This window comes from Microcoleus sp. Pol1C5, from assembly GCF_036701115.1.
Lineage (GTDB): Bacteria > Cyanobacteriota > Cyanobacteriia > Cyanobacteriales > Microcoleaceae > Microcoleus.
The window spans coordinates 40,819-61,234 of sequence record NZ_JAUBQE010000052.1; the positions used below are offsets into that span (position 1 = coordinate 40,819).

The following is a 20,416-nucleotide window of genomic DNA, read 5'->3' on the forward strand; positions in this document are numbered from 1 at the left end:
TAACAAAAAGCGCTCCTAAAAATAGGGGCGCTTTTTGTTTGGGCAAGTAGAATTTGAGAGATTTTTTTCTGTTAAATCCATTAAATCCGTTAAATCCCATAAACTGCGCCTTGCCGAACTTCCAGATCGATCTGATATATTGATTAAGAATTATTATTTTTGGCAATCATCAAAGTGGCGATATTTAACAGGCACAAATTTGAAAAACTTCTGGTTCATAAATCCAAAACATTAGCCTGGGCGATCGCATTTTTTAGCGGCATTTTGATGGCATTGACAACCGCACCAGTAAATGCTTGGCTATTGGCTTGGCTAGCCTTAGTTCCCCTCTGGATTTTGGTGGTTAGTTATGAAAGGCCTCTTCAAGAAGTAAAACAACAAAAATTCTTCCTTCTTCCTGGTTCATTCTTCCTTCTTCCTTCACTCTGGGGAATTGGCTATCACGGATTAGCTTTATCTTGGATTATGGGAATTCACCCGATGACTTGGTTGGGAGTTCCTTGGTGGCCGAGTTTGGCGATCGCACTTTTTTGCTGGGCATTTATCACGCTGTGGGGAGCCACCTTAGTCGCTGTTTGGGCGTGGCTATTTGTAATTCTAAACTCCCTTACATTACCCGGCAAAAATCCTATTGTTATTCTTAACTCCCCCCCTTTACAAGGGGTAGCTGGCGGGAGTAATGCTCAATTTTCAGCATTAACTCGCGTTTTAATTGGCACAGCTTTGTGGTGTGCCTTAGAAAGTATTTGGAGTACAGGTTCCCTGTGGTGGACATCCCTATCATATACGCAAAGCCCCCACAATTTAGCAATATTGCACCTCGGTCAACTCTCCGGACCCAGCGCAGTAACAGCCGCTATTGTAGCAGTAAATGGCTTAATCGCCGAAGCTTTTATTGAAGGAAGAAAGAAGAAGGAAGAAGGAAGAAGGAACAATTGGATTGTTTATATTTTGCCTGCTAGTTTGTGTGTAGTTTTGCATATTGTAGGGTGGAGTTTATACAACCGTCCTTTGAATCAAGAAGCTGCAACCGCTTTAAAGATTGGCATTATTCAAGGCAATATTCCTAACGAAATTAAGTTTGATTCAGGGGGTTGGGGGCGCGCTTTGGAAGGTTACACCACTGGATACAAACAGTTAGCAGACAGGAAAGTCGATGCTGTGTTAATTCCAGAGACAGCTTTGCCTTTTATCTGGACAAATGAGTATCAACGTTCGACTCTTTCTTTTTACCAAGCTATTCTCGATCGCGGCGTTGTGGCTTGGGTGGGAGGATTCGGACAGCAAGAGAATAGTATTACTAACAGCTTATTGGCGATCGATCGCACTGGAGAAATTGTCGGCCGCTACGATAAACTAAAGCTAGTACCTTTAGGCGAATATATCCCTTTTTATGAAATCTTAGGCGGGATTATTAATCGCCTTTCTCCCTTAGATGCTCATTTAGTACCAGGCAATTCTAAACAATTGTTTGATACGCCGTTTGGCCGCGCGATTGTCGGAATTTGTTACGATTCCGCGTTTGCTGAAATTTTCCGATATCAGGCGGCGAATGGAGGCGAATTTATGATCACCGCTTCCAACAATGCCCATTACAAACCGCCCATGTTGGATCAACATCATGCTCTCGATGTAATGCGAGCAATTGAAACTGATAGATGGGCAGCTATCGCAACTAATACGGGTTACTCTGCTTTTGTAAATCCTCGCGGCGAGACGGTTTGGAAGTCGAGAATTAATACCTATGAAGTCCGAGATGCTACTATTTATCGCCGACAAACTCAAACTTTGTACGTGCGGTGGGGAGATTGGCTGACACCTGTATTGTTAGTATTGGCTGGGTTAATGCGGTTTTTTGTTAAAAATTAACCCCAAGCTTTTAGATTTTAGATTTTATCTACCCATCTAAAATCTAAAATCGAATGACTTTACTTATCTTTCACGTGTTCGTGAACGCTAGGAGATAAAGAAATTAAATCGTCGATATTGCGCTGCATGGCAGCACAAATATTGTCCAAAGGCAAATCATTAGCATCGTGTCCGAAGGGATTTTCTATTTCAATGCCGATTTCTTCGATGCCGAACAAAGTAAAACTAATTAAAGCCACAATAGGGCCGGTTCCCCAAGTCAAATCGTTTACCATTTGAAAGGGCAGTGCTAAACAGTAAAGCAACAATAATTGTTTCAGGTGAATCGCGTAAGCCAAAGGGATAGGCGTCTTCAAAATCCGCTCGCAGCCGCCTAATACATCAATCATAGAGTTGAGCAATTGATTCATACCTGTTAACTGATAAACATCCACGCAATTGCGCTCATACTGCTCGTGCATATAATCCTCAATCCAAAAGGCAATTTCTAGGGGCGGATTGTTCATCGATTTGAGCTTGTGGTACTGCGCTGGGGACATTAACGGCTCCAACTCGGGATTGACTGATTGTTGCCGCAAGTGCAGTTTCATCGCCACTGCAAAGGCAGGTAACAGGCGCAGGGCTGACTTTTTTAAGTCTATATCCTGCGGGTCTTTTTCCTCAATTGCTACCCAGATTTGGCGCGCCAAATTGCGGACGTTGTTGACTAAAGTTCCCCACATTTTTCGACCTTCCCAAAATCGTTCGTAGGCTGTATTTGTCCGAAAAACTAACAGTAAACCCAGGACAATACTCGGTACAATACTCGACAAAATGGGCATGGACACCGGCAACTTTAAAAAGTGCAGCAGGGAAATAAAAACTCCAAAGCCGCCGCACAGCAAAACGCGGGGCAAAATTGAGGGAATGACAGACCCCCGAACCTGTAATGCAATTTTAAACCAACGTGGTCGATCGCCACTCATGCAAGTCTCCTCATTAAATTAAATTAGCCCCGCCCTAGCGCGGGCGGCGCAAATGCCTGGTAAACTTAGTTCTTCTGCTCCCCCCAGTCGATTTGAGATTCGAGATTTTAGATTGACTCCACAGATAAATCTGGGGCGTTTGAACTACGGTCTAAAATTTTTTGGTCTCCACGACTGCTAGCAGGGCTTATATCCCTATTTGGGTGGGGTGAGAGCTTCCAAAAAAAGCTTTCCTACAAACAACCTTTGGATTTTACCCAAAAAACTCATCTTTAGGCTCAATTTAAAATCTAAAATCTACAATTGATTGACGCAGTGACTTAATTCGGTAAGATTAACTATGTATATTTAAACCTCAGCTTCCGTGCAAGAGATACCGACATCTGTGCCTCCGCGTTTTCACCGATTGCCAAACCAACGGTGGCAAATTTATTCGCCTCAAACACAGCAAGCCGAACAGTTTGCCGCCGAAATCGGTTTGTCGCCCTTGCTGGCACAGGTGCTGATTAACCGGGGCATCGATTCTCTCAAAGAAGTGCAAGGGTTTATCGAACCGGAATCTCTGGTTTTGCCCGCGCCAACCGATGAGTTTCCAGATTTGGATGCGAGTGTCAAACTTTTGCGGGAGGCGATTTCAGGAGGGCAAAAAATTGCGATTTGCGGCGACTACGATGCTGACGGGATGACGAGCACGGCTTTGTTGCTGCGAGCTCTCAGGACTCTGGGTGCGAATGTGGATTATGCTATTCCCAGCCGGATGCGAGAAGGTTACGGGATTAACGATCGCATTGTAGAAGAATTTCATTCGGAAGGTATCGCTCTCATTCTCACGGTTGATAACGGAATTGCAGCCTATGGCCCGGTTGCCAGAGCGCGAGAACTCGGTGTCAAAGTTATTATTACAGACCACCACGATTTGCCGCCAAAACTGCCGCCGGCCGATGCTATTCTCAACCCGAAATTAATCGCGGAATCTTCACCCTATCGCGGTTTGGCTGGCGTAGGCGTTGCTTATGTTTTGGCTATTACTTTGGCGATTGATATGCAGAAAGTTGGCGGGTTGGTGAATCCGCTGCTGGAGTTATTTACGTTGGGAACTATTGCGGATTTAGCGCCTTTGACTGGAGTTAATCGGCGGTGGGTGAAGCGGGGTTTGCGGCTGTTGCCTCACTCGCAATTGGCGGGTATTCAGGCTTTGATTCAGGTGGCGGGAGTGCAGCCGGGAAGTGCGGAAAGTTTACCTCTTCTGAATTCAAAAAACCAAGCTAGCAATACGTTAAAGCCTGAAGATATTGGTTTTAGGCTTGGCCCCCGGATTAATGCTGTGGGGCGGCTGGCAGATCCTCAAATTGTGATAGAGTTGCTGACCACGGACGATCGCGAATTGGCTCTCAAAAACGCCATGCAGTGCGAACAAATTAATCAGCGCAGGCAGGAGTTGTGCCAGGAAATTGAGCAGGAAGCAATTGCTTGGTGCGAGGAAAGTGATCTCGACTTGCAGCAAGAACGAGTTTTAGTTGTTGTGCAACCGGGTTGGCATCACGGGGTGATCGGGATTGTGGCTTCTCGGTTAGTGGAACGCTACGGCGTACCTGTGTTTATTGGTACTTTTGAGGATGAGGCTGGCGAAAACGAGGCTGTAGGGGCGGTTGCCCATAAAATTATCAGGGGTTCGGCGAGGGGAATTCCAGAGTTTAATGTATTTGACGGGCTGAATTTTTGCGCGGATTTATTAACTAAATTTGGCGGCCACAAAGCTGCTGGCGGTTTTTCGATGCCTGCGGATAATCTCGAACAATTCCGCAATCAACTGTCAATTTTTGCTAATCAATGTTTGCAGCCGGAACACCTAAAACCGCTGGTTTCAGTTGACGTGCGAGCCGATTTGGCTGAGATTAATCTTGACCTTTACCGACAAATTGATGCTCTGGAACCTTGCGGAATAGAAAATAAAGCTCCTGTATTTTGGACGCCTAATGTTTGCATAACTGAACAGAAAATTGTTGGTAAAGGAGGCCACGTTAAACTAACTGCAACTCAAGATGGAAAGGTATCGGCTAGTGTGAAGGCGATTGCTTGGCGTTGGGGGGAATATTTTCCTTTGCCTCGGCGGGTTGATATTGCTTACCGATTGCGGGAAAATAGTTTTAATGGCAAGACATCGGTTGAGTTAGAATTGTTGGGCGTTCGGCTACCGGCAAATGCTGCTACTTCCAGGCCACCGAGGTTCGGAAAAGTTGAGTTTGATTATTGCGATCGCACTTATTCTTGCAGCCTGTCTCCAGCAGGCTCGATCGAGGAATTGAGAATTCGCAACTCTCAAGGACAAGTTTTGGCTGTTGCACCCGGACAAAACATCGGTTTGTTAGGCAACTCTCGCAAAGATGCTAGAGAAGTCGATGTCTCTCTACCTTTTTTTGAGAATTTGATTCAAACTGCTAAACACGCCCTAGGTATTTGATAACAAAGCAGGTGCAGTAGCGAAAATTGGCGATCGAGCCTTGTGAATTTTGCATCATTTAAAACTCAAAACTCCCAACTCTCGATCGCCCCGGAGCGTGCTATAATTACAGGTCGCCGCCTCTAGCTGCCAAGAGAAAAATCACGATCGGGCCAGAAAGCACGACGGCTGCGAGTAAAGCTACCTGAACAATGAGTTGGTAGTCTACACCAGCCATACCACTGAAAAGATCGGTTATAAAGTCCATGTGTCCTCCTGACTGTAGTGATTAAGTCTAGATTGTTGAATTAGAAAATCCGCTTCTGATTTTACCGGGCGATCGACCATATTTTTTAAGGAACTTTACAAAATTCAACAAAATGTAAACTGCGATCGACCTCTCAGTGACAGCAAACCAGGGACTTGATGCCCCTTCCCGGAAAGTGCCCCCAATCTAAAATCTAAAATCGAACGCCCTTGAAGGAGATCCGTCTCCGGCACTGGCAATTGATATACTTGAAGAGCTCCAGTCTCCTAAAGTTTGGCATTTTCCACATAATGCTCCGAATCTAAAATCTAAAATCTAAAATCTAAAATCTAAAATCAAACTATGGCTACTTGGCGTTGCGTAAAGCAGTGCGGTGCTTGTTGTTACCTCGACCCAACAGAGCGCCCAGACTTAGACGAGTATTTATCTGAAGACGAATTATCGCTCTACTTGAGCTTAGTCGGAGATGACGGTTGGTGTATAAATTTTGACAAATCGACCAGAGAATGCGGAATTTACGCCGATCGACCGCGCTTTTGTCGGGTAGACTCAGAGGTGTTTGAGGAAATGTACGGCGTTGAGCCTGCCCAATTAAACGATTTTGCGATCGACTGCTGCTTGGAGCACATTGAAGACCTTTATGGCGATCGATCTTTGGAAATGATCCGCTTTAACTCTGAAGTCGGAATTCTCGCCTTACCTGACGGTGTTGCATAATTGCGGGATGATTTTGATTGTTTTGGCGGATGGGTCCATGAACCCGAAGACGTGTATTTTCACAGCAGGCGGGACACCCCACAACCATCCTCCTCAAATTTTCCAACGCCTACCTGACAACTAACAATCTCCTGGTTTCTCACCGGGAGAGTGTCAAAATAAACAAATTAAGGAAATATCGCGCAGTTGAGTTGAGCTATGAGTAATCGAGAGGGTTTTACAGGGGGATTTATTGCCGGAGCTGCCCTTGGCGGCTTGGTGGGTGCAGTTTTGGGTGCGGTGCTGTCGCGGCGCGCTGCTGAAGCTTTGCTGAGTGAACCTTCAGACACAAAAACCAGAAAAATCCGCCAGAGGAAAGCCAGCCAACTCGAAGCCGAAGGGATGGAAGTAGCAAGGCTGAGTTTAGAAGATAAAATTGCCCAGCTCAATCAGGCAATAGATGACGTACGGCTGCAACTTGGAGACGTAAACGGCAACGCGCCGGCGCCAGGCAGCGAGGGCTCGATCGCCCCAGACTCCTGAATCCATTTAAAATTTTAGATTAGTCTGGCAGATCAATGGGGGCTACTAACATCTTGCGCCATTCTCAAAAACTGGCTTTTGGGTCTGTTCCACAAAGAGTGAATTTTATTGTGGGGAGTAGGGGTTGGGCATCCTATCCTGCCCGCCCGTAAAAAGCCTAATCCTCCCCCTCTCGCCCCTCTCGCTCCTCTGGGTCCTCTCTCACTCCCCCAGCTATGCTAAACTCACAGTTAAAGTGTCTGTAAACTTTACTCAAACTACAAGCAAAATTTATGAGTTCTTCAATAGCCCTTTTGGCAACCACGCTGTCCACATTTCTGCAAATCTATCTAGTCCTGATGATTTTTAGAGTGCTGTTAAGCTGGTTCCCCAATATCAATTGGTACGACCCCCCGTTTTCAATTTTGAGTCAGTTAACAGACCCTTACCTCAATCTATTCCGATCGATAATCCCCCCCTTGGGAGGGATTGACTTTTCGCCACTGATTGCGTTTTTTGTACTTCAGTTCGGCTCGGAATTCTTGATCGGTCTTTTGACCAGCTTGCAAACATCTTTGTAGTTTGAAAAGCTTAAGTTTTTCAGCATCGAGCGTAAATTGTTTGGCAGACGTAGCTGCCGACAACTAAATTTTAGATTTGAGATTTTTAGATGAACTCCCCGGTTGAAAAGCTGGGGAGTTCATCGTACATGAGAAATGAGAAATTGCCAGCCACTCAACAATCTCAAATCTAAAATCCAAAACTGCCTCGCGGTTTCACGGGCAGCCAACCCAAAATCTCAAATCAGCAATCTAAAATCTCAAATAGTTTCGTTAGCGGCGAACCACGCCAGTAAAACCTGTAGCTTTAAATTGCTTCAGCTTCAAAGGTGTTCGTTGATTGGCGGCAACCGAAATTCTGAGCTGAAAATCGCTAACTCCGGGAGGAACTTCTTCTATAGAACCCAAGCGAGTGCGGTTTTGCATCACCGGATTGTCGTCGGCATCATAAATGCGGCCAAAAATATCGGCATTGACAACTGGTTTGCCGGTGCTATTTTCAGCTTTCCCAGTAATCAAAAAGCAGGTAGCTTCCATAGAACTGCCGCTGGTGACTGTTCCTTCTCCCATTTCTGCCGGACATTCGCGATAAGAAAGGTCGGAAAGTTTAATCTGCGTCAGAGCCCAAGCAGGTGGAGTGAATACCAAACTAAAAATTCCGATTAGGCAAGTAGCAAAAAAAAGGCTGATAGCTCGAAATTTCATAAATGGCGGGGCAAGTATATTTTAATTCTCAGCTTAGCGCGAATTCAGCCTCAAATTCCTACTTATAGGAATTCTGAAAACTACAGCTACTTTTTGAAGAAATGGCATTAGTCTAGACCTAAATGCTGTCGCAAGGCTTGGCGCATCACATCGACTGGGACGGATTCTTTATCCAGCCAAATTTTTAAGGCGGCTGCTCCTTGTTGAACTAGCATTTCGAGTCCGTCAATAGCTCGTGCTCCCCGAAGCTGTGCATCTTTGAGAAACTGCGTAGGATTAGGGGTGTAAATTAAATCATAGACGATCGCCCCTGCTGAAATTCGATCGAGCGCACCCTCCCCAACCGGCGACTTTTCCCCCTGCGGATACATCCCCACAGGGGTCGTGTTCACCAGCAAATCTGCCTGCGAGATTAACATTGACAAATTCTCCCAAGTATGGACCTGCAAATTCTGCACGGGCATCGGAGAATTGACCCAACTCTGCTTAAATTCCGCTAAATTTTGTTCGCTGCGGCCGACAACGTGAATCTCTGCACATCCCAATTGAGCGCATCCAGCCACAACAGCTCTCGCCGCCCCGCCATTCCCCAAAATTACCGCTACTTTCTGACTCCAATCGGAACCCCCCCTAGACCCCCCTTGGTCAGGGGGGGGACAGGATTCAACAGCCGTATTGCCCCTTTCTAACGGAGAGGTCGCGTCTTTAGCCCCCCCTTGGTAAGGGGGGGTTGGGGGGGTTTGCAGCGGCGCGAGAAAGCCTTCAACGTCTGTATTTGTGCCGCACCAACCTTTGTCAGTCAGGTATACGGTATTGACTGCGCCGATCGAGCGGGCGATCGGGGAAACTTCCGACAGCAGCGGTAAGATTGCTTGTTTGTGCGGAATTGTGATGCTAAATCCCCGAACGCCGATCGCCGCAAATCCTGCAAGAGCAGCTTTTAAATCCCCTGGTTTTACCGGAAACGGCAGGTAAACAAAATCGACTCCCAAGTGGGAAATAGCAGCATTGTGCATTGCCGGCGACAGAGAATGTTCGACAGGATGACCAATTACTCCCAACAGTTTAGTAGTGCCTTTAATCATTTTTGTTAGTTGAGTGTTGACAGTTGACTGTTAACGGTTGACTGTTGTGAGTTTTCATACCAGATCCTGCTAAAATAACGCCCTTATTCTTTAGTCCCCCTCTGCTGGGACTTCGTTTGACTCTCGACAGCGATTTCAATCGTCAACTGTCAACTGTCAACTGTCAACTGTCAACTGTCAACTGTTTCCCGAAACTCTTTGGCGTCAGCCAAAATCGGATTGACATCAAACCAGTAATCCTCGCCGTAACGGTATTCAAACACCCAGAGACTACGCAGCAAGATTTGGTATTTAGTTTCCCCACTCACAGTTTTGGTAGCGGATACTTGGCGCAGCAATTGCCACTCATCAGGTTCGATCGCCAAAGTAAGCTGGTGGCGGCGCTGGACGATCACATTTTCCAAAGTTTCCCGCGACAGAGGAGGGTCTTGTTTCTGCAGACAGCCATACAGTAGTTGCAGCAAATTGCGGACATGGCCACCGCTGACTCGACAGAGGCGATCGAGAGTTTCCGCAGAGTCGAAAACTTTGCCAACCAAAGCATTGCGCTGCCAAGGGTGCACCGTCGGAAAAGCCCGCGCCAGAACCATCTGTCGCAGCAATTCCACACCCTCAGAGCACTCTGAACCGTCGCTCAACTGCACCGGCACCATCGGCAAAACCTTCGGATCTACCCCAAATCGATTGGTCAACTGGCCCAAATCGTTAGAGAAAATCAGCACCAAAGGAATTGTATACACGACGTGGCAATTTAGTCTTGCCAACTGTTCGCCGCGATCGACAAACAGGTATTCCGGCTGCAGCCGCCCCGTCGGTTTCGCGCACAGGTGTATGCGATCGAGATTGTCGATAATTACTACAAGTCCTTGTTTCCCTTGGCGTTTGAGTTCTTGATTAGCCGGTTCTAGCAACTCCTTATTAAGCGCATCTAGAATTACGTTAGTTCGCGGCTCCAAATATTGCCTCAACTCCGATCGCAGATTCGGAGCATCTTTCGCCTTAGCAGTAATTTTGCCAATTCCCAACGCCAGAGAAAACTCTCCCTCCGTGCTGGCATTTATTTCCCCAAAACCAGGGACATTAGCTTCAGCCCTCAAGTCTATTTGAGTTTGAAAAACATCAGCAACCCCTTTGAGCAAAGCTTTAAAACCCGTTGGCTGCAGCTTGATTTTCATTTTCTCAATGCTTTCGCTCACCTGACGAGCAACGCTCAACAAAATATCAGTGATATCTACATCTGCCATGTCTAAGTCTTTACTAGACTCAAAGTAAACAACATGAAATCCTTGTTGCTGCAATTGAGCTTGCAGCCGCAGCAATTCTGTTGATTTACCAGAGCCGATGTGACCGGTGAATAATTGACAGGTAGGTGCATCGGGGGACAAACGGCTGATGGTACGCTCCAATTGTTCGACGATTGTACCGCCCCGCACTGATGAAAAATCGATATAGTATTGTCGGTCTTCTTGATTTGCTACTGCCAGCGTGTAGCTGGGATTGCAGGCGCTATAAAATTTCTGTAAATTTAGTTCCATACCCTGTTCCATCTTTCACAACATTATGCCCTCATAGCTTATTCGTTTCGCTCTGGTAATAATCAGCACAGCTTCTCAGTTTATTTCGCTGTATTACGTGGCAATCAATATCTTGATGCCTGCCTAAATCAGCACTCCCAAATTATACTTTATTTTGGGGTAATGGGAATAAATAAAACTTACTCAAGCCTCCCCTAACTCAGTGATTTATCCTCGGTAGCGAGCACGACTTCATTGACATCACCGACGAAAAAATGGCAGTAATGTTCTCCAAGAAAGTGAGTAGTGAAGTACGGTTAACCGAAGAAAAAACAGGTAGAAATCAGGTATCCATAAACCAGGTTTTTTTATCATACCTTGTAGGTTGAACCCTAGAGGAACGAAACAAACAAAAGATTTTAGATTGGCTATTTTAGATCGGAGCCAAAATCTCAAATCTAAAATTGATGACGTTGGGAACGAATCCCTCAACCCAAGCTACTTTCTTAGAGCATTTTGACTTAGGCGCGAAGGTGTGGTGTAAGAAACCAGGTTTCTCGGTGTGATTTTTTTTTGATATACTTATTTTTGATCAATTCTACCATTTTGTGACCGATACCTGCTGCCGAAGCGGGATTGTGGCCTGTGACGAGCCTCTGGCCACAACGCCAACTTGAAAATTAGGAACTTTCCTAAAATTAGCGTTCTTCCCGACTACTTGTGTGCAGCTTGCTTGGGTAAAAAAAACAGAAAATAATAAGCTCCTCGTTTGGGGTGTACTTTATCCAATTGTAAACGGCTATTTTAAATAGGCAATTTTTGTAGAAATACTTGAAGTCAGCTCCGTTGTGTAAAATGTGACACAACTAGTATTGGGGTAAATGGTGCCCAAATACTAGCTGTTAAAAAATAAAAATATAAAGTAAAAAAAATAACTGTGGTAACACAAGGCTGATAAACTTTAGTAACTTATCCTAATTCTTAACAAATTAATAGACCTACACTCCTGTATAAAAACGTCTTGGAAGAAAGCCAACCCAGGTACTATCCACCTACAATTCCCTACTGAGACAGGCTGAAAAGATAGAGCAACGAACAGCCAGGTTAGCGGCGCAATTACGAGCCACTGGGATTGACATTGAACAACTATGAAACAACCTTAATGAGAAGTTAAACCAACCTTATCTTGGCCTTGATGCAACTTTAGTATGCTTTGTTTAATTCACCGGAAAAGCTGATGCAACTATCACGACGAAAGTTTTTTACCTTGGCAGGAGCGAGTGCTGCTGGCACTTTGATGATGTCTCCTTTAGAAGCGCTTTATGCCAGAAAGGCGAATGGTCAATCAGTATTTGGGGGAGGGTATGGGCCCCTCGTAGCTGATCCGAATGGATTGTTAGATTTACCTCGTGGGTTTCAGTATCGGGCTTTTTCACGAACCGGCGAAATGATGAGCGATGGTTCCCCTGTTCCCGGTGGTCACGATGGCATGGCAGCTTTCCCAGGTCCCCAAAACACGGTGATTCTGGTTCGCAATCACGAACTGAGCCCGAATTCTACAACACAAGTTGTGGGCCCCAATCCTTACGATCCTCTTTGCAAAGGGGGGACAACAACACTACAGGTTGGACCCAATCGTCAGCTCGTCAATCACTACGCTTCGCTTAGCGGCACCTATCGAAATTGTGCGGGCGGCCCGACTCCCTGGGGTTCTTGGATTACTTGCGAGGAGAATGTCTCTAGTCTGGCGACTAATAGGCCTGGCAATGCCACAAATGTCTCGAAATCTCACGGCTACAACTTTGAAGTTCCGGCTGAGGCAAAGGTTCCGGTGAATCCCGTACCTTTAGTTGCGATGGGACGGTTTAACCATGAAGCGGTGGCGATCGACCCCAAAACCGGAATTGTCTACGAGACTGAAGACCAAAGAGATAGCCTTTTCTATCGCTTTATCCCATCTCAACCGAATAATTTAAGCGCCGGGGGCACTCTGCAAGCGCTGAAGATTAAGAATATGCCTCAAGCAAAGACTTTTGCAGGCTTTCCCAAGGGCCAACCGATACCGGTGGAATGGGTGACAATTGACAATCCTGACCCTGCTACGGATACGGTACGGGTCGAAGGTTTCGGTAAAGGTGCTGCCCAGTTTGCTCGTGGGGAAGGCATCTGGTACGGCAATCGTGAAGTTTACTTCTGTTGTACGAACGGTGGTTCTGTTGATGCTAATGGCAGACCGAACGGATTTGGTCAGGTTTGGCGGTATCTTCCCGATCGAGATACGATCGAACTTTTTGTTGAGGCTAAATCGGCTGACGAACTCGATGGTCCTGACAACATTGTTGTGGCACCTCATGGCGATCTGATTATTTGCGAAGATGGCAATGATGAGCAGTTCGTGGTGGGCGTAACTCCCAACGGGGAACTGTATCGTCTGGCAAAAAATGCTATCAACGATCGCGAGTTTGCGGGAGCCTGCTTCTCGCCGGATGGTCAAACTTTGTTCGTTAATATGCAAACCCCAGGCATCACGTTTGCCATTTGGGGTCCTTGGAAGTCTCAACGAGGAGCATAGAGGAGCATAACATTACTGCCTTATGGTGCGAGCATTTTATTTGCCTGTAAAACGCTCTTATGTTGTTCGCACTATACAGAATAAAATCACCCCCAATTGTGGCAACATCCGGTGTGGGTTCTCTATAAGTTTATGAAATTTTAACGGTTTGTGGGAGTTTAAATAGCCGTGCAATATGTCCGCCAGTGGAAACGAGTGTTTTATACTCTGGTAATGGTGTCGATCGCCTTTGGCGTTGATTTATCTCAATCTAGGGATTCAGTCGCTCAAATACCCGTTGATTATGTTTGCTATATACAGACGAGTGATGGTCGAACGATCGACTTAGGTAAGCTTTGTGGAAGTAGTGGCAGCGGCCGCCCGATCGCTTTACAGCCCAATGACCAGGCATTTCTTAATAGTTATCAACGATCGTTGAGCAAACGGCTCAATTCAGCCTCATCCGATGCCGTGTCTCGCGTTCAGCGAAATCCCCAAGCCACTATCGAACGTGCGCGCGGGATATGTAATGCGCTCAGTGCGGGAATGTCGATCGACTTGCTGCAACCTCAAGGCAATGCTGAAATTGATGCACTTAACGCTCTGGCTCCTAAATATTACTGCCCTGAGTTTGACGACTGAGCAAGGAGGTAACTAGATTTTGAAGGGAAGAAAGGGTTGATTAACGGTAAAATTTTTTCTAACTTTTGCTAACAATCACTTACATTTACAAGATGTCTTTATGCCATGTATAGCAACCGCCTTGGCGGTTATGGCGTAAACAGAGAATAATCTTCTTTGTTGTGGAGCGATATTCTTAGATAAGGGTTTATTACTAGGTCTTTCGGTGAAGCAGCATGGGAAAATTTATCAACCTCAACAACACTCACATATTTTATATTACTGAGATTCAATCTATCGAGTTTACAGCAAAAGAGATAGGGACTCTTTACGGTAGTGACGAGCTAGCCAAACGTTACACTCAACTAACCCGAAAAGAGATTGCTAATTACCCTGGAACAAACTTTAATGGGACATACGATCAGATTGAAATTGAGTTAAAAAGCGGTCATATAATTTTGATTGAGGACTTCGATCTGAAAGAATTAAGAGAGTATCTTCTTTGAATGTTAGAATCTGTTAGCTATTTTCCGTGTGCACGAATTAGATATACAAAGCCAGATTCAAACGTATCTATTGATGGTGAAATAGAGGTGACAGCGCGACTAAAAACTGAGGATTATCCTGTAAACATAAGTCTTAGGAATTCTGAAACAATTGATGTAAGGATAAAACAATAGGCTTTACTTCAAACCTGTAATAAAAAAGGGCTGGCAATTACACCAGCCCTTCAACTAATTTTAGACGTTAAATTAGCAGTAATTTAACATCTAAAACCTCAAATCAATCTAGCTTCTGTCAGTAGCAGCTACTGGCTCAAAGCTTGGAACCACCAACTCACCGTTCTGCTTAGTGAGTTGATTGTACAGCCTTTCGGTATTCGGGAAATTCGCAGCAGGCAGAGTCGGGAAGCGACGGTAAGGAACAGTATCCTCGCCAAACGCCTCGGCATATTCAACGCTGTTCAACATGGCGTTGATAAAGCCCTTAATCCCTTTACTTGCCAAGATTTGGTTGTACGTGCGAATCTCCGCTTGATTGCGGGGAGCGCGGCCCAAGAAGTGCTTCGTTCCCAACTCAATCACCTTAGTATTGGGATAAGGTGCGTAGAACTGTTTGACGTACAGCGACGAGCAGCCCAAAGCCTCAATGAACTCCTTGAGATTGATTTCATTGTTGCCAAGTTTGCTTTCCAGCGCTGTGAATTCATTCTTCACAACATAGGGGTTGATGTCGCGCTCAAAAATTTGACGGTAAGCAGCTTGAATTAAAGTTTTCAAAGCTACTTTGTCCGAAGTATTCGTCAGCTTGAACACCTTAGTTTGTTCGCGCCGCTTGCTGACACCTTGAGCGAGGCTATTTTGTAACTCGAAATCGCCCCGATCGAGCGCAGTGCCGAGTTCGATAAACCGAGGAGTTTCGGGCGTCTGAGCTTGGACATTTTGCTCAGCGACGGAACCCGATCGCATCGTCCGCATCGACAAACCGCCGGGAGTCACATAGCGCTCGTAGGGCACTGTATCTTCCCCGAAAGCTTCGTTGTACTCCATGCTGTCCATGATGCTATCGACCAGCGCGTAGAAACCCTTCTTGGCGCAAATGTCAAAGTAAGCGTTCATTTCCTGACGGCCATAGGTAGGGCGTCCCAGGAGTCGGCGGTGAATGTACTCGATCGCCTTACAAACGTAGAGCTTGCTCCAGTACATATTGCGGAACACGTCAGACTTCGCCAACATCCGAATAAACTCGCGCATCGGAATCTCGCCGTTTTCCAGCTTAATTTCCGCCACCTTTTGGCGCTGGCCGTCGAACACGTCGCGACCGAACACTTGCAGGTAAGCTGCCCGAATCACAGCTTGGGTGGAACTTTCGGTATATTTGACACTGGAAGCATTGCTGTAGCTGCTGGAGGCACCGCGGGCAGTTTTCTTGGAAGCAACATAGTTGCTCGGTAACTGGTCTAATTTAAAGACCTTGGGGCCCAGAGAACCAGGAGCAGCACCGCGAGCCGCCGGATTGCTCAACTGATTGTCAATCCCCGCACCTTGACGGATCAGGATACGGCGAGTGTCTTTGCCGAAGGGAGCCGGACGGCTCTTGGGGTTGCGAGTTTCTTTCGGGAAAATCGCGCCAAACTGAATTTCTAAGGGGTCATTGCCAACACCGTAAACGTGCTGGTCTGGCAGAGGCTGGTTGTAGCCGGCAAACAAGGTGATGAACTGAGGAACCTTGCGGAACGGAGCGCTGAAATTGAACAAATCAATTTGCGGCCCCCAGTTGCGACACTCCTGAGCTTCTTGGCCTAAACCGCGTAGGTAAGGCACTGTTTCTTCGCCGAAGTAATCGGAATATTCCTGGGAATAAACCATCGCGTCTACAAGGGCTGGCAGGCCGCCTTTGCTGACGATCGCAAAATACTTGCTAAATTCCTCCCGCGAGCTCAAACCGCGACCTAGGAAGTGACGGGCAGCAAGTTCTACAGCGCGGCTGTTGACAAACGGCTCGTAGAATTGCTGACGGTACAGAGGAGATTTACCAAGGCGGCGAATAAACTCTTTCATCGAGATTTCGCCATTTTTGACCTTGGATTCCAAGTCAGAAATGCTTTGGCTGTATGCGCGGCTAATGTCGCGCTCGAATACTTGGCGGTAAGCTGCTTTGATTACTTCTATCTTTTCGGCCGACGACAGACCGGTTTTCATGACGAATTTCGATCGCCGCTCGGCTGCGTTGAAGTAGATTTGAGGCAGTTGCAGCCCTTGCTGGTCGTTGCTTTCGCGCTGCCGCACCTTGTCTGAAGGTGTGGGAGCTTTGAATTCGGTAATTGCTACGTCGAAATACTGTCCGACGATCGCGCTTGCCTCTGCATTGTTTCGGAAATAGCCCAAAGATGCTGCCTTCATTTCCTGCATTGCCACAATTGTGGCCGCCGAAGAGCAAGCATTTTCGATGATTTCCCGCAATCCGCGCACGTTCACCGAAATAATGTTCGGGTCGCCAGCGACAATTGCGTAGGTGATGTAGCGCAAAAACCAGCTCAAGTCGCGCAGAGATTTGGTCATGTTGCCCGGGCCGTAGCGCGAGACATTGATCGGCTGAAATCCTGCAGGGATTGGGCCGCTGTAGCCGCCACCGTTGCCAGAAAATAGATTTCCCAGCCCCAAGAAACCACCGCCACCGCCGTTGCCACCAGCGCGGCTTTCTACGTAGGTGACATTTCCCAGTTTCATGCCTTCAGAGACATTCGCCGTACCGCCGCGAGCCGCGCCTGCTACAGCCATCGCAGGTTCTTGTGGTCTTTCCAAAAATGCCAGCGGGGAACCGCCGGTAAAAATCCGGTTGGCTGCGCGGGATACTATCAGTTCCGAGTTTTGGGTCAGCGTCGCAGAGATATCGATCCGAAGAGCCCCTGAACTGAAATAACTTGCCAGTTCGCTGAGTTCGCCCCGCTGTAGAAAGCGGTCTTGCTGTTCTGCTTGCGAAATTGTTGCGACCGGTACAGTTTGATATAGTTGCGGACGCGCAACCGAGCTTCCACCACTTGCTTTTACAGTCATTAGACTCCTTAGCTCCCTATCCAAATAGTTGCAGCATTTAACCAGACTAACCTTGCCTTCTGATGCAGGTCAAAGTAGGTATTTTTGCTTTGTTTACTTTTTGCCTTTACCTGTCACGAGGTTCGGGCGCGCTTACTTTCTTAGATTAAAATGTTTTGGTTTCATCTTTCTGCCTGCGGGGAAATGTCCGATCCGAAGGCAGGCACGGGGTACTCCCTCCGCTGCGATCCGCCGGTATACCCGTGGAAAAAAAGACTCGGCAGGAGAGTTGCCTTTGGGGAATTGCAGCCAGTGCCTTGAATTAAAGGAAAAGAAAATCAAAAATTTTCTTCTGCCTGTTTCGGGGCTTTTGACTTTCTGCTGAAAGACGCCTCCGCTTTACCCGACAGTTCAGCGGTGGGTTATTGACAGTCCTTGTTTGTGAAAAAGCCTGTCGAGATTTATTGTATAGATTTAAGAGAGCTTATATGAGAAAAAATGATAAGTTTTATTACGCAGAAGCTGTCAGGGCTTGGCTATCAGGGGTTAGTCGATCGCCAGATCCCTCTGTTTGAGGCTTGCCCAACGCCAGCGAAGCGACAATTTTGTTGCGAGTAACGCAGCAACAGAAGTGCATGGCCTAGCGCTGTTACCCCGTAGCTACTGACAACCAATCTCAAAACTCACGCCCTATTACCTCACCTATGGATACTACGCCTGATATCAGCGCTGCCGTGCGGCGGCTTTACGATACTTTCCCTTTCCCGCCCGATCCTTTGTCAGATGAACCGCCCCCTGGGTACAACTGGCGCTGGAGTTGGCCTGATGCTTACAATTTTTGCACGGGGCAAAAGCCGCCAAAACTGGATATTCGGATTTTAGATGCTGGCTGCGGCACTGGTTCGAGCACCGATTATCTGATTCACCTCAATCCTGAAGCTTCGGTGACGGCGATCGACCTGAGTGAAGGTGCTTTGAAAGTAGCACAAGAACGCTGTCGGCGATCGGGGGCGCGCGAAGCTGATTTTCGCCACCTCAGCTTGTACGATGCCGCCGAGTTAGAGGGCGAGTTTGATTTGATTAACTGCGTGGGCGTGCTGCACCACTTACCCGATCCGATCCGGGGCATTCAAGCGCTGGCGGCGAAGTTGGCGGAGGGCGGTTTGATGCACATTTTTGTGTATGCTGAGCTCGGACGCTGGGAAATTCAACTCATGCAAAGGGCGATCGCACTTCTCCAAGGCCCGCAAAAAGGTGACTATCCCGATGGTGTGAAAGTCGGTCGTCAAATCTTTGCTTCCTTACCAGAAAACAACCGTCTTGTCAAGTACGAAAAACAGCGTTGGGCAGGAGAAAATCAGCGGGACGAATGTTTTGCTGATATGTACGTTCACCCGCAGGAAATTGACTACAATATTGAGACTTTGTTCGAGTTAATTGATGCTTCGGGATTGGAATTTATTGCTTTTTCAAATCCGGGATATTGGCAGTTAGAAAGACTTTTGGGGAAAGCGCCGGAATTGATAGAAAGAGCTCAGGGTTTGACGGAACGGGAGCTTTATCGATTAATTGAATTGTTGGATACGGAAATCACTCATTACGAGTTTTTCTTGGGCAAAAAGCCTGTTAATAAAATTGATTGGTCGGACGATAAGGCACTTTTGGCGGCAATTCCAGAGTTGAGTAGTTGTATGCACGGTTGGCCTAGTCAACAAGTGTTTGATTGCAACTATCAATTAATCAATTTGTCAAGTGCGGAATTTGAGTTTTTGCAAGGTTGTGTACCCCCTTATCAAGGGGGGGAGAAAGAGGGAACTTCGCCAGGGCAAGGTAAAGGAGAGAAGACTGTTGGGGAGATTTTAGGGAATGTGGAGATGGGATTGGATGAAGTGCGATCGATCTTATCAAAACAGCTCATTTTGCTAACACCGGGTAAAATGTAATTAGTAGGGCGCGTTAGTTCGCATGATTGTCGCTTAAAATCGACAATCTACGAACTGACGCACCTCACAAATTTCAGTTACTAACTTCTACTAACTTCGGGTAATTGTGAACAATGATGAACTTAAAGGCGTTTTTGACCAACAAGCCTCGATATACGATAAGCAATGGACAAGAATGGCGCCAATCAACAATGGTTTGTACTTTCTTCTAGAGTCCGTTTTTGCTGAGTTGCCATCAGAAGCTCGGGTTCTCTGCGTTGGGGTTGGAACGGGGAAAGAGTTGATCCACTTAGCCAAAAGATTTCCCGGGTGGCGCTTTACTGCGGTAGAGCCATCAGGTGCTATGCTCGATGTTTGTCGCCACCAAGTTGAAGAGGTGGGATTTACCTCTCGATGCTATTTTCACGAGGGCTATCTTGATTCACTACCTGTCGAGGAGATGCATGATGCGGCAACCTGCTTTCTGGTGTCTCAGTTTATTCTAGAACAAAAAGCTCGCTCAGATTTTTTTCAGCAAATTGCTAATAGGCTTCAGCCAGATGGAATACTGGCGAGCTCGGATTTGTCGTCTGAAGTGGATTCAGAAAATTATGATGCGATCCTTGGTGTATGGCAGAAAGTGATGGCAACATCAGATGTTTCTCCTAAAGGGCTAAGTCAAATGAAGGCTGCGTATGCTAAAGACGTAGCGGTTCTGCCACCAACTGCGGTCGCATCTATCATTAAGTCTGGAGGCTTTGAGGTACCAGTACAATTTTTTCAGGCAGGGTTAATTCACGCATGGTTTGCCAAACGTGATTCAGGCAATGTCGCCTAACAAAGCGTTCCAATTCACTCCGGCTTTAATGGCCTCCGCCGGACAGTAATTAGTAGGGTTCGTCAGTTCGCATAATGCCCGCTAAAAATCGACAATCTACGAACTGACGCACCTCGCAAATTTAAGTGACTCACTTCGGGTAATATCAAATATAAAACAAGTAAAGTTACCCATAACCTAGAAAACTAAACTGAGCTGTCCGCGCAGAGTTTAATACTTGTAAAATAAAGATAACGTAATTATTTAATGGCGTTGCTGAATTGATGTATGATATAGCGATCGAGAGCAAAGTTGACGAAAAACAATGAACAGCAAATTAGAGTC

Annotated in this window: 16 protein-coding genes; 10 read left to right on the forward strand and 6 right to left on the reverse strand. The window is 46.6% G+C overall.

Going from position 1 to position 20,416, the window contains the following annotated elements; genetic code table 11:
- The first annotated feature begins 174 nt into the window (after nucleotides 1–174).
- Entirely contained in the window at nucleotides 175–1,869 is a 1,695-nt protein-coding gene (gene lnt / locus QUA23_RS24570) for an apolipoprotein N-acyltransferase (protein WP_445243522.1), read from the forward strand.
- A 59-nt stretch (nucleotides 1,870–1,928) separates the two neighbouring features.
- Here the strand turns inward: lnt and QUA23_RS24575 are convergent, their stop codons facing one another.
- Nucleotides 1,929–2,834, reverse strand: a complete 906-nt coding sequence (locus tag QUA23_RS24575) for a bestrophin family ion channel (RefSeq protein ID WP_333077779.1) — start codon at nucleotides 2,832–2,834, stop codon at nucleotides 1,929–1,931.
- 364 nt (nucleotides 2,835–3,198) lie between these two features.
- Between QUA23_RS24575 and recJ the strand changes: the two genes are divergently transcribed.
- Nucleotides 3,199–5,295, forward strand: a complete 2,097-nt coding sequence (recJ, locus tag QUA23_RS24580; protein ID WP_333077781.1) for a single-stranded-DNA-specific exonuclease RecJ — start codon at nucleotides 3,199–3,201, stop codon at nucleotides 5,293–5,295.
- 106 nt (nucleotides 5,296–5,401) lie between these two features.
- Here the strand turns inward: recJ and psb30 are convergent, their stop codons facing one another.
- Nucleotides 5,402–5,542, reverse strand: coding sequence for a photosystem II reaction center protein Ycf12/Psb30 (gene psb30, locus QUA23_RS24585; RefSeq protein ID WP_242717077.1), 141 nt, complete (start codon nucleotides 5,540–5,542; stop codon nucleotides 5,402–5,404).
- A gap of 342 nt (nucleotides 5,543–5,884) precedes the next feature.
- Here psb30 and QUA23_RS24590 point away from each other — a divergent pair, with 342 nt between their 5' ends.
- From QUA23_RS24590 to QUA23_RS24600, 3 genes are all read left to right on the forward strand, one after another.
- On the forward strand, nucleotides 5,885–6,259 hold the full coding sequence (locus QUA23_RS24590; RefSeq protein WP_333077782.1) for a YkgJ family cysteine cluster protein: 375 nt from the start codon (nucleotides 5,885–5,887) through the stop codon (nucleotides 6,257–6,259).
- Nucleotides 6,260–6,457: 198 nt separating this feature from the next.
- Entirely contained in the window at nucleotides 6,458–6,781 is a 324-nt protein-coding gene (locus QUA23_RS24595) for a hypothetical protein (protein WP_333077785.1), read from the forward strand.
- A 272-nt stretch (nucleotides 6,782–7,053) separates the two neighbouring features.
- The gene (locus QUA23_RS24600) at nucleotides 7,054–7,341 is read left to right on the forward strand and encodes a YggT family protein (protein ID WP_333077786.1); all 288 of its coding nucleotides are present in this window, start codon (nucleotides 7,054–7,056) and stop codon (nucleotides 7,339–7,341) included.
- Nucleotides 7,342–7,593: 252 nt separating this feature from the next.
- Here QUA23_RS24600 and QUA23_RS24605 read toward each other — a convergent pair whose 3' ends face one another.
- From QUA23_RS24605 to QUA23_RS24615, 3 genes are all read right to left on the reverse strand, one after another.
- Nucleotides 7,594–8,025, reverse strand: a complete 432-nt coding sequence (locus tag QUA23_RS24605; RefSeq protein WP_190657424.1) for a hypothetical protein — start codon at nucleotides 8,023–8,025, stop codon at nucleotides 7,594–7,596.
- 107 nt (nucleotides 8,026–8,132) lie between these two features.
- Nucleotides 8,133–9,110, reverse strand: coding sequence for a shikimate dehydrogenase (locus tag QUA23_RS24610; RefSeq protein WP_333077787.1), 978 nt, complete (start codon nucleotides 9,108–9,110; stop codon nucleotides 8,133–8,135).
- Nucleotides 9,111–9,280: 170 nt separating this feature from the next.
- Nucleotides 9,281–10,645 carry a P-loop NTPase fold protein gene (locus tag QUA23_RS24615; RefSeq protein WP_333077788.1) on the reverse strand — a complete coding sequence of 455 codons (1,365 nt, stop codon included), beginning with the start codon at nucleotides 10,643–10,645 and terminating at the stop codon, nucleotides 9,281–9,283.
- A 1,216-nt stretch (nucleotides 10,646–11,861) separates the two neighbouring features.
- Here QUA23_RS24615 and QUA23_RS24620 point away from each other — a divergent pair.
- The 3 genes from QUA23_RS24620 to QUA23_RS24630 all read left to right on the forward strand — a co-directional run bounded on the left by QUA23_RS24620 (nucleotide 11,862) and on the right by QUA23_RS24630 (nucleotide 14,302).
- Nucleotides 11,862–13,196, forward strand: a complete 1,335-nt coding sequence (locus tag QUA23_RS24620; protein WP_333077789.1) for an alkaline phosphatase PhoX — start codon at nucleotides 11,862–11,864, stop codon at nucleotides 13,194–13,196.
- A gap of 168 nt (nucleotides 13,197–13,364) precedes the next feature.
- Nucleotides 13,365–13,817, forward strand: a complete 453-nt coding sequence (locus tag QUA23_RS24625) for a hypothetical protein (RefSeq protein ID WP_333077790.1) — start codon at nucleotides 13,365–13,367, stop codon at nucleotides 13,815–13,817.
- Between the two features lie 215 nt (nucleotides 13,818–14,032).
- The gene (locus tag QUA23_RS24630) at nucleotides 14,033–14,302 is read left to right on the forward strand and encodes a hypothetical protein (RefSeq protein WP_333077791.1); all 270 of its coding nucleotides are present in this window, start codon (nucleotides 14,033–14,035) and stop codon (nucleotides 14,300–14,302) included.
- Nucleotides 14,303–14,584: 282 nt separating this feature from the next.
- Here the strand turns inward: QUA23_RS24630 and QUA23_RS24635 are convergent, their stop codons facing one another.
- A complete protein-coding gene (locus tag QUA23_RS24635) occupies nucleotides 14,585–17,353 on the reverse strand; it encodes a phycobilisome rod-core linker polypeptide (protein ID WP_333077792.1) in 2,769 nt (922 codons plus the stop codon).
- 683 nt (nucleotides 17,354–18,036) lie between these two features.
- Between QUA23_RS24635 and QUA23_RS24640 the strand changes: the two genes are divergently transcribed.
- Both QUA23_RS24640 and QUA23_RS24645 read left to right on the forward strand, forming a co-directional pair.
- Entirely contained in the window at nucleotides 18,037–19,275 is a 1,239-nt protein-coding gene (locus QUA23_RS24640) for a class I SAM-dependent methyltransferase (protein WP_333077793.1), read from the forward strand.
- A 106-nt stretch (nucleotides 19,276–19,381) separates the two neighbouring features.
- Nucleotides 19,382–20,092, forward strand: a complete 711-nt coding sequence (locus QUA23_RS24645) for a class I SAM-dependent methyltransferase (protein ID WP_333077795.1) — start codon at nucleotides 19,382–19,384, stop codon at nucleotides 20,090–20,092.
- The last annotated feature ends 324 nt before the right edge of the window (nucleotides 20,093–20,416 follow it).

What these genes read in the sequence shown, in the direction of transcription:
- QUA23_RS24615 (WP_333077788.1), bottom strand. Translation starts at nt 10,645, where the DNA reads ATGGAACTAAATTTACAGAAATTTTATAGCGCCTGCAATCCCAGCTAC.
- QUA23_RS24595 (WP_333077785.1), top strand. Translation starts at nt 6,458, where the DNA reads ATGAGTAATCGAGAGGGTTTTACAGGGGGATTTATTGCCGGAGCTGCC.
- psb30 (WP_242717077.1), bottom strand. Translation starts at nt 5,542, where the DNA reads ATGGACTTTATAACCGATCTTTTCAGTGGTATGGCTGGTGTAGACTAC.
- QUA23_RS24635 (WP_333077792.1), bottom strand. Translation starts at nt 17,353, where the DNA reads ATGACTGTAAAAGCAAGTGGTGGAAGCTCGGTTGCGCGTCCGCAACTA.
- QUA23_RS24590 (WP_333077782.1), top strand. Translation starts at nt 5,885, where the DNA reads ATGGCTACTTGGCGTTGCGTAAAGCAGTGCGGTGCTTGTTGTTACCTC.
- QUA23_RS24640 (WP_333077793.1), top strand. Translation starts at nt 18,037, where the DNA reads ATGGATACTACGCCTGATATCAGCGCTGCCGTGCGGCGGCTTTACGAT.
- QUA23_RS24620 (WP_333077789.1), top strand. Translation starts at nt 11,862, where the DNA reads ATGCAACTATCACGACGAAAGTTTTTTACCTTGGCAGGAGCGAGTGCT.
- QUA23_RS24600 (WP_333077786.1), top strand. Translation starts at nt 7,054, where the DNA reads ATGAGTTCTTCAATAGCCCTTTTGGCAACCACGCTGTCCACATTTCTG.
- QUA23_RS24575 (WP_333077779.1), bottom strand. Translation starts at nt 2,834, where the DNA reads ATGAGTGGCGATCGACCACGTTGGTTTAAAATTGCATTACAGGTTCGG.
- QUA23_RS24610 (WP_333077787.1), bottom strand. Translation starts at nt 9,110, where the DNA reads ATGATTAAAGGCACTACTAAACTGTTGGGAGTAATTGGTCATCCTGTC.
- QUA23_RS24605 (WP_190657424.1), bottom strand. Translation starts at nt 8,025, where the DNA reads ATGAAATTTCGAGCTATCAGCCTTTTTTTTGCTACTTGCCTAATCGGA.
- QUA23_RS24630 (WP_333077791.1), top strand. Translation starts at nt 14,033, where the DNA reads ATGGGAAAATTTATCAACCTCAACAACACTCACATATTTTATATTACT.